General features: G+C 71.8%; 13 protein-coding genes. 11 read left to right on the top strand and 2 right to left on the bottom strand.

Annotated features, from left to right (window positions below):
- Nucleotides 1-13: 13 nt before the first annotated feature.
- Together ACTWJ8_RS11430 and ACTWJ8_RS11425 are read right to left on the bottom strand one after the other, a co-directional pair.
- The gene (locus tag ACTWJ8_RS11430) at nt 14-775 is read right to left on the bottom strand and encodes a DeoR/GlpR family DNA-binding transcription regulator (protein WP_356388390.1); all 762 of its coding nucleotides are present in this window, start codon (nt 773-775) and stop codon (nt 14-16) included.
- Between the two features lie 274 nt (nt 776-1,049).
- Nucleotides 1,050-1,880 carry an NAD-dependent epimerase/dehydratase family protein gene (locus tag ACTWJ8_RS11425; protein WP_443263740.1) on the bottom strand — a complete coding sequence of 277 codons (831 nt, stop codon included), beginning with the start codon at nt 1,878-1,880 and terminating at the stop codon, nt 1,050-1,052.
- 188 nt (nt 1,881-2,068) lie between these two features.
- Between ACTWJ8_RS11425 and ACTWJ8_RS11420 the strand changes: the two genes are divergently transcribed.
- The 11 genes from ACTWJ8_RS11420 (at nt 2,069) to ACTWJ8_RS11370 (ending at nt 14,200) form a co-directional block, all read left to right on the top strand.
- Entirely contained in the window at nt 2,069-3,013 is a 945-nt protein-coding gene (locus tag ACTWJ8_RS11420; RefSeq protein ID WP_443263739.1) for a 5-dehydro-4-deoxyglucarate dehydratase, read from the top strand.
- Nucleotides 3,010-4,170 carry a hypothetical protein gene (locus ACTWJ8_RS11415; RefSeq protein ID WP_443263738.1) on the top strand — a complete coding sequence of 387 codons (1,161 nt, stop codon included), beginning with the start codon at nt 3,010-3,012 and terminating at the stop codon, nt 4,168-4,170. Before ACTWJ8_RS11420 ends, ACTWJ8_RS11415 begins: the two co-directional genes overlap by 4 nt.
- Nucleotides 4,171-4,337: 167 nt before the next feature.
- Nucleotides 4,338-5,009, top strand: a complete 672-nt coding sequence (locus tag ACTWJ8_RS11410) for a GntR family transcriptional regulator (RefSeq protein WP_443263737.1) — start codon at nt 4,338-4,340, stop codon at nt 5,007-5,009.
- The gene (locus ACTWJ8_RS11405; RefSeq protein WP_443263736.1) at nt 5,006-5,932 is read left to right on the top strand and encodes a dihydrodipicolinate synthase family protein; all 927 of its coding nucleotides are present in this window, start codon (nt 5,006-5,008) and stop codon (nt 5,930-5,932) included. The genes ACTWJ8_RS11410 and ACTWJ8_RS11405 overlap by 4 nt, the downstream gene beginning before the upstream one ends.
- A complete protein-coding gene (araD, locus tag ACTWJ8_RS11400; RefSeq protein ID WP_443263735.1) occupies nt 5,929-7,671 on the top strand; it encodes an L-arabinonate dehydratase in 1,743 nt (580 codons plus the stop codon). Before ACTWJ8_RS11405 ends, araD begins: the two co-directional genes overlap by 4 nt.
- Before the next feature lie 143 nt (nt 7,672-7,814).
- Nucleotides 7,815-8,756 carry a carbohydrate ABC transporter permease gene (locus tag ACTWJ8_RS11395; protein ID WP_443263734.1) on the top strand — a complete coding sequence of 314 codons (942 nt, stop codon included), beginning with the start codon at nt 7,815-7,817 and terminating at the stop codon, nt 8,754-8,756.
- A complete protein-coding gene (locus tag ACTWJ8_RS11390) occupies nt 8,753-9,673 on the top strand; it encodes a carbohydrate ABC transporter permease (protein WP_443263733.1) in 921 nt (306 codons plus the stop codon). Before ACTWJ8_RS11395 ends, ACTWJ8_RS11390 begins: the two co-directional genes overlap by 4 nt.
- A gap of 8 nt (nt 9,674-9,681) precedes the next feature.
- Nucleotides 9,682-10,911, top strand: a complete 1,230-nt coding sequence (locus tag ACTWJ8_RS11385) for a Gfo/Idh/MocA family protein (protein WP_443264867.1) — start codon at nt 9,682-9,684, stop codon at nt 10,909-10,911.
- The gene (locus ACTWJ8_RS11380) at nt 10,908-11,774 is read left to right on the top strand and encodes a PmoA family protein (protein WP_443263732.1); all 867 of its coding nucleotides are present in this window, start codon (nt 10,908-10,910) and stop codon (nt 11,772-11,774) included. The genes ACTWJ8_RS11385 and ACTWJ8_RS11380 overlap by 4 nt, the downstream gene beginning before the upstream one ends.
- A gap of 112 nt (nt 11,775-11,886) precedes the next feature.
- The gene (locus tag ACTWJ8_RS11375; protein ID WP_356388406.1) at nt 11,887-13,260 is read left to right on the top strand and encodes an ABC transporter substrate-binding protein; all 1,374 of its coding nucleotides are present in this window, start codon (nt 11,887-11,889) and stop codon (nt 13,258-13,260) included.
- 115 nt (nt 13,261-13,375) lie between these two features.
- Nucleotides 13,376-14,200 carry a rhamnogalacturonan acetylesterase gene (locus ACTWJ8_RS11370; protein WP_443263731.1) on the top strand — a complete coding sequence of 275 codons (825 nt, stop codon included), beginning with the start codon at nt 13,376-13,378 and terminating at the stop codon, nt 14,198-14,200.
- Nucleotides 14,201-14,211: the final 11 nt, after the last annotated feature.

The raw sequence follows: 14,211 nt of genomic DNA, 5'->3' as shown, positions 1-14,211 counted from the left end.
GAGTTGTGGGTGTTCAGACGCGGATGACCTGGGGCCCCATCAGCGAGTAGCGGTGGGCCTCCGGCGCGGGCAGCTGGGTGCTGGTGACGATCGCCTCGAGGGCGCCCACCGGGGCGAAGCGGCAGAAGCTGACCGCCCCGAACTTGGTGTGCACGCCCGCGAAGACGGTGCGGCGCGCGGCCCTGATGGCCTGCGCCTTGACCTCGCTGACGGCCGGATCGGGGGTGGTCAGGCCGTGGTCGCGGGAGATGCCGTTGGCGCCGATGTAGGCGAGGTCGACGACGAATCCGGCGAGCATCTTCGTCGTCCAGTGGTCGACCGTCGCGAGCGTGCCCGAACGGACCCGGCCGCCGAGCAGCAGCACGGTCGTGTTGTCGTTCTCCGCGAGCGCGCCCGCGGTGGCGAGGGAGGCGGTCACGACGGTGAGCGGGCGCTCGCGCGGCAGCGCCTCGGCGATGAGCTGGGGGGTGAAGCCCTCGTCGACGAAGACGGTCTCCGCGTCGCCGAGCAGATCGGCGGCGGCCGCGGCGATCCGCCGCTTCTCCGGCACGTGCATCGTGGTGCGGAACGCGAGCGTCGTCTCGAATCCGGCGCTCTCCACGGGGTACGCGCCGCCGTGCGTGCGCCGCACCAGGCCGTGGTCCTCGAGCGCCCGCAGATCGCGACGCACGGTCTCCTTGGCGACGCCGAGCGCCGCCGCGAGTTCGGTGACGTCGACGGAGCCGGAGTGCCGTGCGACCCGCACGATCTCCCGCTGTCGTTCCTCCGCGCTCATCCCCACCGACCTCCGTACCGGCCCTGCCCGTTCGCAACCGTCACTGCCCGTTCGGGCCCGGAAGGACCCGCACCGGAAGTTGTACCGGCGGTTCGCCGAGGTGAACAGGCCCGCAGCGGGCCCGATGGTGCCCGTTCGGGCCCGCTTCACGGGATGCGGGATCGGGCGTGGACCTGCGGGGGAGCGGGGGAGCGTGTGGGTTCGGGCGGCACGGATGCCCGAACAAGGCGGCGGGCGGGCCCGTTCGGTGCCCGCCCGCCGCGCAGTGCCGTGCTCAGTACGGCCAGATCGGCGGGTCGTCGACGAAGCGGCCGCCCATGTAGCGGTGCGCGGGGACGTCGTCGCTGAGCGGCCCGTGCTCGGCCAGCAGCTTCTCCGCGTACACCTCGGAGTCGTCCTGCGGCTCGTAGCCGAGGGCGCGGGCGCTGGAGAGGTCCCACCACAGACGGGTGTTGGCGGAGGAGCCGTAGACGACGGTGTGGCCGACCTTCTCGGCGGACAGCGCCGCGTGGAAGAGGCGGGCGCCGTCGGCGGGGCTCATCCACACCGACATCATGCGGACGTCCGTGGGCTCCCTGAAGCAGGAGCCGATGCGGACGGAGACCGTCTCGATGCCGTGCTTGTCCCAGGCGAACTGGGCGAGGTCCTCGCCGAACGACTTCGACAGGCCGTAGTGGGTGTCGGGGCGGCGCGGGGTCTCCACCGGGACCAGCGGCTCGCCGTCCTCGACGCGCGGGCGCGGCGCGAAGCCGATGGCGTGGTTGGAGGAGGCGAAGACGACGCGGGGCGCGGTGCCGTCGGCGCGGGACGCGGCCTCCGCGCGCACGGCCTCGTACAGGTGGTACGTGCCCCTGATGTTGGAGTCGAGGATCTTCTCGAAGGTCGACTCGACGGAGATCCCGGCGAGGTGCAGCACACCGTCGACGCCGCGCACCGCCTCGCGCAGGGCGTCCGTGTCGTTGAGGTCGGCGACGATCGCGTCGGGCGCGTCGTCGATCGGGCGGACGTCGAGCAGGCGGAGTTCGTAGCCGTACTGGGGGAGCAGCTCCCGCATCAGGGTGCCGAGTCCGCCGGCCGCGCCGGTGAGCAGGAGGGTGCGGGGCATGCGCGTGATCTCCGTGTCTGTGAGCCGTTCACATTCGTGGATGGAAGGAAACGCTATGGAGTGCCGTCACGGCCGTCAAGGGAGCTGCATCGGGCGTGAGTTCGGACGCTTGACCGTGCTCGAAGGGGGTCTTACGGTGGGCGTTCAGAAATGTAAATAACAGTCATGAATGTGACCAGGGAGAGATCGTGACGTCAGCTCCTCTCGCCGCTCGCCTCAGTATTCCCAGCGGGCCGCTCTTCTTCCCCGTCACCGCCTACGGACCCGACGGGGCCGTGGACCTCGACACCTACCGCACCCACGTCGACCGCGGCGTCGAGGCGGGCGCCGCCGCCGTGTTCGCCTGCTGCGGCACCGGCGAGTTCCACGCGCTCACGCCGGAGGAGTTCGAGGAGTGCGTGGCGGCCGCCGTCGAGGCGACGGCGGGCCGGGTGCCCGTCGTCGCGGGCGCCGGCTACGGCACCGCGCTCGCCGTCCGCTACGCGCGCGCGGCCGAACGGGCGGGCGCCGAAGGCCTGTTGGCGATGCCGCCCTACCTCGTCGTCGCCGGGCAGGAGGGACTGCTTCGGCACTACACGGAGCTGGCCGACGCCACCTCCCTCGACGTCGTCGTCTACCAGCGCGACAACGCGGTCTTCACCCCGGAGACCGTCGTCGCGCTCGCCCGCCACCCCAGGATCATCGGCCTCAAGGACGGCCTCGGCGACCTCGACCTCATGCAGCGCATCGTCAGCGCCGTCCGCACCGAGGTGTCGGAGGACTTCCTCCACTTCAACGGGCTCCCCACCGCCGAACTCACCGGGCTCGCCTACCGCGGCATCGGCGTCACCCTCTACTCCTCCGCCGTCTTCGCCTTCGCCCCCGACATCGCGCAGGCCTTCCACGGGGCGCTGAACAGCGGCGACGACACCACGGCCAACCGGCTCATCGACGGCTTCTACCGGCCGCTCGTCGAACTGCGCAACCAGGGGAAGGGGTACGCGGTGTCCCTCGTGAAGGCGGGGGTGCGGCTCGGCGGGCTCGACGTCGGCGGCGTACGGTCGCCCCTGCACGATCCGGGCGAGGAGCACGTCAAGCGGCTCGCCGAACTCGTCGAGCACGGACGCCGGCTGCTGGAAGGAGCGGACGCGTGAGGACTTCGGCCTTCGTCTACCCCTGGGACGTCAACGGCGACCCGGACGCCGCCCGCCGCATCGCCGACCTCGGCGTCCAGCAGGTCACCCTCGCCGCCGCGTACCACTCCACGCGTGCCCTGACACCACGCCACCCACGCCACCGCATCGTGACCGCCGAGCACGCGGCCGTCCTCTACCCGCCCGACCAACAGCGTTGGCAGGGGCGGGAGTTGCGACCGTACGAGTCCGGGGACTGGGCCCCTGGCGACGCCTACGCCGAGGCCGCCGAGGCCCTCGCGGGCGCCGGGCTCGACGTCCACACCTGGGTCGTGCTCGCCCACAACTCCCGCCTGGGCGCCGAACACCCCGACACCTCCGTCGTCAACGCCTACGGCGACCGCTACCCCTGGGCGCCGTGCATCGCACAGCCCCCCACCCGCGCCTACCTCGTCGACCTCGCGGCGGAGGCGGCCACCCGCCCCGGCGCCCGCGGCACCGAACTCGAATCCCTCGGCTGGTACGGCCTCGCCCACCTGCACGCCCACGACAAGACCGCCGGGGTCGGATTCGGCGAGGCGGGCCAGTACCTCATGTCGCTGTGCTTCTGCCCGGCGTGCCGCGAGGGATACGCCGCGCAGGGCCTCGACCACGTCGCGCTCGCCGTGGCGGTGCGGTCCGCGCTGGAGCCCGTGTGGCGGGGCGAGGCGGCGGACGACGGCTGGCCCACGGTCGAGAAGCTGCTCGGTGCCGACACCGCGCGGGCCACCCGCGCCCACCGCGACACCGTGGCCCGGGGCCTGCAGGAGGCGGCGGTCGCGGCGGTGCGGTCCGCGGCCCCCGACGGCTTCCAGGTGCTGTTGCACGCCGACCCGGTGTCGTACCACTGCGGCGCCAACGCGGGCGTCGACCCGGCGCACATCCTCTCCGTCGCCGACGGCGTCGTCGTCCCCTGCACAGGCGGCGCGGGCCTCGTCCGGCCGTTCGCCGACCAGGGCCGGGGCGTGGTCGCCGCCAACCTCACCGTCGTCCGCGGCATGGGCGGAAGCCCCGGCACCCTGGAGTCCGACGCCCGGACCGCACGTGACCTGGGCGCGAACGAACTGCGCCTGTATCACGCCGGGTTGGCGTCGGACGGCGACTTGGAAGCGGTGCGGCGGGCCCTCGCGGCGCTCTGAGCCCGCCTCGGGCCGACCACGGTGGCGGCAACTGGCCCAAGATCAAAAGAAGTTCGGCGGAATTCCTCTGCCGGAAGCGTTGACGAAACATGGCGGCGCTTCTAGCTTCAACGCGTCGTACTTCGTACGTCATATATGAGACGCGATACGCCATACGAGAGGCCCGCATGACCTCTGTGCCCACGCCGATCCCTTCCCGCACCCAGTACGTCCTGGAGGAGATCAAGCGCCGCATCCTGACGGGGCAGCTGCGCCCCGGGCAGGCCCTGGTGGAGACCGACGTCGCCGCGCAGTTCGGGGTCTCCAAGACCCCCGTGCGCGAGGCGCTGAAGACCCTCGCGGGGACCGGGCTCGTCGTGATGAGCCAGTACAAGGGCGTCACGGTGCGCATGGTGGACGCCGACATGGCCCGCGAGGTCTACGACGTGCGGCTGCTGCTCGAACCGGAGGCGCTGCGCCGCACCGTGCGCCGCCGCGCCTCCCTCGACGCCGCCCGCGCCGCCCTGCACAGCGCCGCCACCGCGGACGACACGGCCCAGCGCTCCCTCGCCAACCGGGAGTTCCACCGCGCCCTCTACCTCCCCTGCGGCAACCCCCTGCTCGGCCGGATGCTCGACGAGGTCCGCGACCAGGCCGCCCTGGTGTCCGCCGTGGCCTGGGCCGCCGACCCCTCGTGGGAGCGGGAGGCCGCCGAGCACCAGGAGATCCTGGAGCTCGCCCTCGCCGGCGACGCCCAGGGGGCCTCGCGTGCCCTGCGGGACCACATCGCGTCGTTCGTCGAGCGGGCCTTCCCTGAAGTGCGGGAGGACCGGGAAGAAAAGGGTGAGCGCGACTCATGACGGCGACATCAGCCACACCGGCGACGTTCGAGACCCAGCGGGCCGCGCTCGCCGACGTGGTCGCGATCCCGGTGACCCCGTTCACCGAGGACGGGTCCGTCGACGAGGGCCGGTACCGGGCCCTGCTGCGACGGCTGCTCGACAACGGGGTGCGCACCCTCACCCCGAACGGAAACACCGGCGAGTTCTACGCCCTCACCCCCGAGGAGCGCCGCCTCGTCACCGAGGTGACCCTCGACGAGGTGGGGGAGCGCGGCATCGTGCTCGTCGGCGTCGGCCACGACGTGCCGACCGCCGTCGAGGCCGCCCGGCACGCCCGCGAGCACGGCGCCCACATGGTGATGGTCCACCAGCCCGTCCACCCGTACGTCTCCGAGGTGGGCTGGGTCGACTACCACCGGGCCATCGCGCGGGCCGTCCCCGAGCTCGGCGTCGTCCCGTACCTGAGGAACCCGGCGCTCCCCGGCGCCCGGCTCGCCGAACTCGGCGAGGACTGCCCGAACGTGATCGGCGTGAAGTACGCGGTGCCGGACGCCGCGCGGTTCGCGGGCTTCGCCCGGGACGCGGGCCTCGACCGCTTCGTCTGGGTCGCCGGGCTCGCCGAGCCGTACGCGCCCTCCTACTTCTCCGCGGGCGCCACCGGCTTCACCTCCGGGCTCGTGAACGTCGCGCCGCGCGTCTCCCTGTCCATGATCGAAGCGCTTCGAACCGGGGACTACGTCGCCGCCATGAAGGTCTGGGAGCAGATCCGCCGCTTCGAGGAACTGCGCGGCGCCGACGCCTCCGCCAACAACGTCACCGTCGTCAAGGAGGCCCTGGCCTCGCTCGGCCTGTGCCGCCGCGACGTCCGCCCGCCGAGCAAGGAACTGCCCGAGCCGGAGCGGGCCGAGGTCGCCGAGATCGCGACGAGGTGGTCCCTGTGACCGACGTGCCCAGAGCCCGGCTCGCTCCCGAACAGCTCCGCTCCCACCAGTGGTACGGCACCGAGGGGCAGCTGCGCACCTGGTCCCACAACGCCCGGATGCGCCAACTCGGCTACGAGGCCGAGGAGTACCGGGGCCGCCCGGTCGTCGCCGTCCTCAACACGTGGTCCGACATCAACCCCTGCCACGTCCATCTGCGCGAGCGTGCGGAGGCGGTCAAGCGGGGCGTGTGGCAGGCGGGCGGCTTCCCGCTCGAGTTCCCCGTGGCCACGCTCTCGGAGACGTACCAGAAGCCGACGCCGATGCTCTACCGGAACCTGCTCGCCATGGAGACCGAAGAGCTGCTGCGCTCGTACCCGGTCGACGCGGCGGTGCTGCTCGGCGGCTGCGACAAGTCGACCCCGGCGCTGCTCATGGGCGCGGCGTCCGCCGACGTGCCGGCGATCTTCGTGCCGGCCGGTCCGATGCTGCCGGGACACTGGCGCGGCGAGACGCTCGGCTCGGGCACCGACATGTGGAAGTACTGGGACGAGCACCGCGCGGGCAACCTCACCGACTGCGAACTCCGTGAACTCCAGGGCGGCTTGGCGCGCTCGCCGGGGCACTGCATGACCATGGGGACCGCGTCCACCATGACCGCGGCGGCCGAGGCCCTCGGCATGACGCTGCCCGGCGCCTCCTCGATCCCGGCCGTCGACTCCGGTCACGAGCGGATGGCCGCCGCCTCCGGGCGCCGCGCCGTCGAGCTCGCGTGGACCGCGCTGAAGCCGTCCGGGATCCTCACCCCCGAGGCCTTCGAGGACGCCGTCACCACCGTGCTCGGACTCGGCGGCTCCACCAACGCCGTCATCCACCTGATCGCCATGGCGGGGCGGGCCGGGGTGCCGCTCACGCTCGACGACTTCGACCGGATCGCGCGCACCGTGCCCGTGCTCGCGAACGTGCGGCCGGGCGGGCGGACGTACCTCATGGAGGACTTCCACTTCGCCGGCGGCCTTCCCGCGTTCCACTCCCGGATCGCCGACCTGCTGCACCTCGAACGGCCCACGGTCGACGGGCGGTTCGGCGACCGGATCGAGCGCGCGGAGGTCCACGACGACGACGTGATCCGCCCCCGTACGAACCCGGTCGCAGCCGAGGGCGGCGTCGCGGTCCTGCGCGGCAACCTCTGCCCCGACGGCGCCGTCATCAAGCACATCGCCGCCGAACCGCACCTGCTCAAGCACACCGGCACCGCCGTCGTCTTCGACGACTACAAGACCATGCAGCGCACCATCGACGACCCGGGGCTCGGCATCACCGCCGACAGCGTCCTGGTGCTGCGCGGCTCGGGCCCCAAGGGCGGGCCGGGCATGCCCGAGTACGGGATGCTGCCCATCCCCGACCACCTGCTCAAGCAGGGCGTGCGCGACATGGTCAGGCTCTCCGACGCCCGGATGAGCGGCACGAGCTACGGGGCGTGCGTGCTGCACATCGCCCCCGAGTCGCACGTCGGCGGCCCGCTCGCGCTGGTCCGCAGCGGCGACACCATCACCCTCGACGTCGCGGCCCGCAGCCTCCGACTCGACGTGGACGACGAGGAGTTGGAGCGCCGCAGGGCCGCGTGGACACCGCCCGCCGAGCGCCACGAGCGCGGCTACGGCGTCCTCTACAACGAGCAGATCACGCAGGCCGACACCGGCTGCGACTTCGCCTTCCTGGCCAGGCCGGGCACCGTCCCGGATCCGTACGCGAGCTGAACCCCGCACCCGTACCGCCGTCGCCCGCATCGGCCGACACCCCGAACATCGTCCGGGAAGCGCTTCGATACGTGTCACGTGCAAGCGCTTTCTACGACCGCAGAACCGCACCGACCTGAGCCACCGAGAACGGAGTTCCCGTCATGGCCCAAGCCGCAGCCGTGGCCAAAGCCCCGCAGGGCGCGTCGCCGCCCCGGAGCCGCAAGTCCGCGACCCCGCGCAGGCTCCCGTATCTGCTGATCGCGCCCGCCGGGCTGCTGATGCTGGGCTTCATCGCGTATCCCGTCATCAGCGTCTTCTACTACAGCCTCCAGCACTACAACCCGACCAAGCCCTGGCGGAACGGGTTCGCCGGTCTCGAGAACTTCGTCACCGCGTTCACCAACGACCCGGACTTCTGGCGCACGCTGGGCTTCAGCCTCCAATGGGTCGTCGTCCAGGTGGTGCTGCAACTGCTGCTCGGCCTCGGGCTCGCGCTCGTCGTCAACCAGACGTTCGTCGGCCGCGGCCTCGCCCGCGCCCTCGTCTTCTCGCCCTGGGCCGTCTCCGGCGTGCTCACCTCGGCGGTCTGGATGCTGCTCTACAACTCGCAGACCGGCATCACGCGCTACCTCGCCGACGCCGGCATCGGCGCGTACGGGACGTCCTGGCTGTCCGACACCGCGACGGTCTTCCCGGCCGTCGTCACCGCCGAACTCTGGCGCGGGGTCCCCTTCTTCGCGATCCTCATCCTCGCGGACCTGCAATCCGTCTCGAAGGACCTGTACGAGGCCGCGGAGGTCGACGGGGCGAGCCGTGTCCGGCAGTTCTTCCACATCACGCTGCCGCACCTCAAGGACGCCATCATCCTGTCCACGCTGCTGCGCGCGGTGTGGGAGTTCAACAACGTCGACCTGCTCTACACCCTCACCGGCGGCGGGCCCGCGGGTGAGACGACCACCCTGCCGCTGCGCATCGCGTCCATCGCCGTCGACAGCCACGACTTCGGCTACGCGTCCGCGCTGACGTCCATCGCCTTCGTGATCCTCCTGTTCTGCTCGATGCTCTATCTCCGCCTGAGCAAGTTCGGGGGCGAGGACAAGTGACCGTCAAGGAAGCCCAGTCGACCGCCACCACGCCCGCGCCCGTCGCCGCGTCGTCCGGCGGCGGCCGGCACCGCGCCGACCTCACCCCCGCCGGGAAGGGCCGCTCCTGGGACGACGTGCCGCGCTGGCAGATCTATGTGCCGCTCGGCGTGTACCTGCTGTTCACGCTCGTCCCGTTCTACTGGATGCTGCTCTTCGCCTTCCGGCCCACCGGCTCCACCTCGCTCGTGCCCTGGCCGCTCACCTTCGAGCACTTCGACAAGGTGTGGAACGAGCGGTCCTTCGGGATCTTCTTCCAGAACAGCCTGCTGGTCGGCCTCGCCTCGATGCTGATGACGACGGTCGTGGCGCTCGCCGGCGGCTACGCGCTCGCCCGCTTCAACTTCCGGATCAAGCGGGGCTTCATGCTCGCCCTGCTCTGCTCGCAGTTCATCCCGGGCGCCCTGATGCTGGTCCCGCTCTTCCAGATCTTTGCCAACCTGCGGATGATCAACTCGCTCGGCAGCGTCATCATCGCCGAGACCGTCTTCCAGCTGCCGCTCACGATGATCCTCATCAGCGGCTTCATCAAGAACGTGCCGTACTCCCTCGAAGAGGCCGCGTGGGTCGACGGCTGCGGACGCTTCCGCGCCTTCTGCGCCGTCGTCCTGCCGCTGCTGCGGCCCGGCCTCATCGCGGTGGGCTCCTTCGCCTTCGTGCACAGCTGGAACCACTTCCTGTTCGCCCTGATGTTCCTCTCCAACCAGGACAAGCAGACGATCCCGGTCGGCCTCGCCACCCTCATGGGCGCCGACTCCGTCGACCTCGGCGCGCTCGCCGCAGGCGGCGTCGTGGCCGCGCTGCCCGTCGTGATCGTCTTCGCGTTCATCCAGAAATGGCTCGTCACAGGGTTCAGCGCGGGAGCGGTGAAGGGATGACAAGCACCATGGAGATCAAGTCGATCACGCGGACCCACACCGGCGAACCGGTCACCGAACCCGTCCCCGTCGTCCTCGCGGGCGCCCGCGGACACGGACGCTGGCACCTGGACAATCTGCGCGGGCTCGCGGCGGCGGGCCGGGTCAGGCTCGTCGGGGTGTGCGAACTGCGGCCCCTGGAGGCGGCGGAGCTCGACGGGTTCGACGCCGCAGGGATCGCGCAGTCCGCCGACTTCGGGGAGCTGCTCGACCGCACGGGCGCCCGCGTCGCGATCATCTGCACGCCGATCCCGACCCACACCGACCTGGCCCTGGTGGCGGCCTCGCGCGGCGTGCACCTGCTCCTGGAGAAGCCGCCCGCGCCGTCGTACACGGAGTACGAGCGGATGGCGGCCGGGGTGGCCGAGGCGGGGATCGCCTGCCAGATCGGCTTCCAGTCGCTCGGCTCGCACGCGGTGTCCCATGTACGAGATCTCGTACGGGACGGTTTCATCGGCGAGCCCCTCGGCATCGGCGCCGCCGGTGCCTGGGCCCGCGACGAGGCGTACTACCGGCGCGCCCCCTGGGCCGGGCGCCGCCGCCTGCCCGGCGACGGCGGCAGGACCGTCGACGTCGTCGACGGCGTGCTCACCAACCCGCTCGCCCACGCCGTCGCCACGTCCCTCGCCCTCGACGGCGCGACCGGCGGCGACGACCTCACCTCCGTGCACACCGAGCTGTACCGCGCCAACGCCATCGAGGCCGACGACACCTCGTACGTCGAGCTGACCACCCGCACAGGATCGCGCGTCACCGTCGCCGCGACGCTCTGCGCCGAGCGGCCCGACGAGCCGTACGTCGTCGTGCACGGCAGCCGGGGCCGCATCACCTTCTGGTACAAGCAGGACCGCGTCCTCGTGCAGCGCGCGGGACGCGGCCCCGAGGAGACCGTGCACGGCCGCACCGACCTCCTCGCGAACCTGATCGACCACCTCGCCACCGACGGCGCGACGCCGCTGCTCGTGCCGCCCGCCGCGACCGGCGCGTTCATGCGCGTCGTCGAGGCGATCCGGCGGGCGCCCGACCCGGTGGCGCTGCCGCGCGAGGCGTGGACCGAGGTGCGGGCCGACGGGCCGGGCACCGTGCGCCGCGTGGTGCCCGGCGCGGACGGGCTCGTCGCCGCGAGCGCCGAGCGACTCACCGGATTCGCGGGGCTCGGCGCCCCCTGGGCCGACCCCGCGGCGGAGGCCACGTCGTGACCCGCACCCTGAGCGGCCTCGTCACCGTGCCCCTGACGCTGACCTGCGCCGGCCGCCCCGTCGCCCGGTACGAGCTGCGCCCCGACGTCGAGCGCCGCCTGTCGCCGCGCCCCTGTCTGCACCCGGTCACGACCCTCGCGGGCACGCCCGTCACGGAGTTCGCGCCCGCCGACCACGCGCACCACCTCGGCGTGGGCGTCGCGGTGCCGGATGTCGCCGGGCGGAACTTCTGGGGCGGTCGCACCTACGTCCGCGACCGGGGGCCGACCGAGCTCGACAACCACGGCGAGCAGCGGCACCGCGAGTTCAAGCTGTGCGACCCGGACGGGTTCGTGGAGGACCTGGACTGGATCGCGGACGGCTCCGAGCCGCTGCTGCGCGAGCGCCGCACGGTCGCCGTCACCCCGCTCGCGGACGACGCCTGGGCCCTCGACCTGACCTTCTCGCTCACCAACCCGTCGGACGCCGAACTGTCCATCGGCAGCCCCGCCACGAACGGCCGCCCCGGCGCCGCGTACGGGGGCTTCTTCTGGCGGGCGCCGAAGGGGGCGGCGGCCCCGGCCGTGTTCACCGCCACGGACGAGGGCGAGGCCGCGGTCCACGGCCGCACGGCCGACTGGCTGGCGATGGCGGGCGGCGGCTGGACTCTCGTGTTCGCGGGCGCCACCGCCGAGACCCGCCGCGACCCGTGGTTCGTCCGCACCGACGAGTACCCCGGCGTCGGCTCCTCGCTGGCCTCGACGTCCCGCCTCGCCGTCGCGGCGGGCGGCACCGCCGTACGCCGCGTAGTCACGGTCGTCGCCGACGGCGCACTCGACCGCGCGCGGGCGTCGGCACTGGTCAGGAAGGCGGTGTCGGCATGACGCGCGCTCCGGCCACGACCGGCACGGCGACGGACGCCGCACCCGGCGCCGCACGGTTCACGCACCTCCGCAGCATCACCCTCCCGTTGGATCCAGAAGAAGAGAGCCGACCATGACCATCAGTGCACGCAGAGGAACCCGCAGCGGCATCCGCAGATCCGCACTGCGCACCGGCACCGCCGTCGCGATCAGCACCGTCCTCGCGCTCACCGCCACCGCCTGCGGCGACGACGGCAGCGGCGCGGGCGGCGACAAGGGTGACGAGGGCTCAGGCAAGGGCGAGATCACCTTCTGGGACAACAACACGGCCGTGCGCCGCGACGTCTGGATGGAGATCATCAAGGACTTCGAGAAGAAGAACCCGAACATCAAGGTCAAGTACGTCGGCATCCCCGCCGAGAACGTGCAGTCCAAGTACGACACCGCCATCCAGGGCGGCGGGCTGCCCGACGTCGGCGGCGTCGGCACCGCGATGCTGGCGGGCGTCGCCGCGCAGGACGCCCTGGAGCCGCTCGACGAGCGCATCGCCACGAGCTCTCTGAACGGCAAGCTCAACGACGCGTTCATGGAGTCGGTGAAGGCGGCGGGCGGCGCAGGGGACAAGGTCTACGAGCTGCCGACCTCCGCCAACAACGGTGTCCTCTACTACCGCACCGACCTGTTCGACAAGGCGGGCCTCGACGCGCCGACGACCTGGGACAAGTTCTTCCAGGCCGCGTCCAAGCTCACCGACACCGGCAAGAACGAGTTCGGTTACACCATCCGCGGCGGCGAGGGCTCCATCGCGCAGGCCCTCGACGCCACGTACGGGCAGAGCGGCATCACCTCGTTCTGGGACGAGAACAACGAGAAGACCACGGTCAACGACCCGAAGAACGTGGCCGCGCTCCAGAAGTACGCCGACCTCTACAAGAAGGCGACGCCGTCCGCCGACGTCAACAACGACTTCACGAAGATGGTCGCCCAGTACGACAGCGGCAAGATCGGCATGCTGAGCCACAACCTCGGCTCGTACGGCGACCACGTGAAGGCCTTCGGCGACAAGTTCCGCGGCATCCCCAACCCGACGGGCCCGAACGGCACCCGCGTCCAGGTCTCCAACCCGGTCGACGGTCTCGGCCTGTTCAAGGCGAGCAAGAACAAGAAGGCCGCCTGGAAGTTCATGGAGTTCGCCGCCTCGCACGCCGAGAACAGCAAGTGGAACGAGTCGGCCAAGCAGATCCCGGCCAACACCGAGGCAGCCAAGGACGACTGGGTGCAGAAGTCCGAGCCGACCAAGCTGGCCGCCGAGGCCCTCCAGTCCGGCTCCACCAAGATCGTGCAGCTGCCGTACTACCTGCCCGACTGGAACACCATCTCCAAGGCCGACAACGAGGACGACTTCCAGAAGGTGCTGCTCGGCAAGACGACCGCCAAGACCTTCCTCGACCAGCTCGCCGACCAGCTGAACAAGGCGCAGGCCGAGTGGAAGCAGCAGGCCAACTAGCACGTTCCGTAAGGCCGTTCACTCTAGACCGGGCCGGTGGCGGGACGCCTCGTGCCCCGCTGCTCCCGCCGCCGGCCCCACCACACCCCGGTCACCGAAAGGACGGCACCTCGACGTGTCGACCACCCGAAGAACCGCCCTGGCCGCCCTCGCCGCCGTGCCGCTCGCGACGGCCCTCGCCGCCCCGGCCACCGCCGCCACCGCCCGCCACGACCGGCGCACCCTCTTCGTCGCGGGCGACTCCACCGCCGCCCAGAAGTACCTCGACGCCAAGCCCGAGACCGGCTGGGGCATGGCCCTCCCGCTCTTCCTCTCCGACCGCGTCCGCGTCGCCAACCACGCGGTCAACGGCTGCAGTTCGAAGAGCTTCGTCGACGAGGGCCGCCTCGACACGATCCTCGCCGCGATCCGCCCCGGCGACCTCCTCCTGATCCAGTTCGCGCACAACGACGAGAAGAGCGCCGACCCCGCGCGCTACACCGAGCCCTGGTCGACGTACCAGGACCACCTGAAGCTGTACGTCGACGGGGCGCGGGCCAAGGGCGCCCGGCCGGTGCTCGCCACCCCCGTCGAGCGCAGAAGGTTCGACGGGGACGGCAACTCCCTGCCGACCCACGGCGACTACCCGGCGGCGATGCGCGCCCTCGCCGATGAGGAGGGCGTCGCGCTCCTCGACATCCAGGCCCTGTCCCTCGCGCTGTGGCGCAAGCTCGGCGTCGAGGAGACCAAGACGTACTTCAACTGGACCGCCACCGAGCAGGACAACACGCACGTCAATCCGCCCGGCGCGATCGCCGTGGCCCGCCTCGTCGCCGAGGAGCTGCGCGGCCGGAGCGTGCTGCCCGCCCGCGACGTGCGCCGCCTCGGCGACGCCGTCGACGAGCTCGACCCGGCGTGGCAGTCCCGCCTGACCTGGCTCACCGGCACCACCCCCGCCTGACCCGACCCTCG

The organism is Streptomyces sp. SDT5-1, assembly GCF_052245995.1.
Classification (GTDB): Bacteria; Actinomycetota; Actinomycetes; order Streptomycetales; family Streptomycetaceae; genus Streptomyces.
This window is presented reverse-complemented; position numbering and strand designations above follow the sequence as displayed.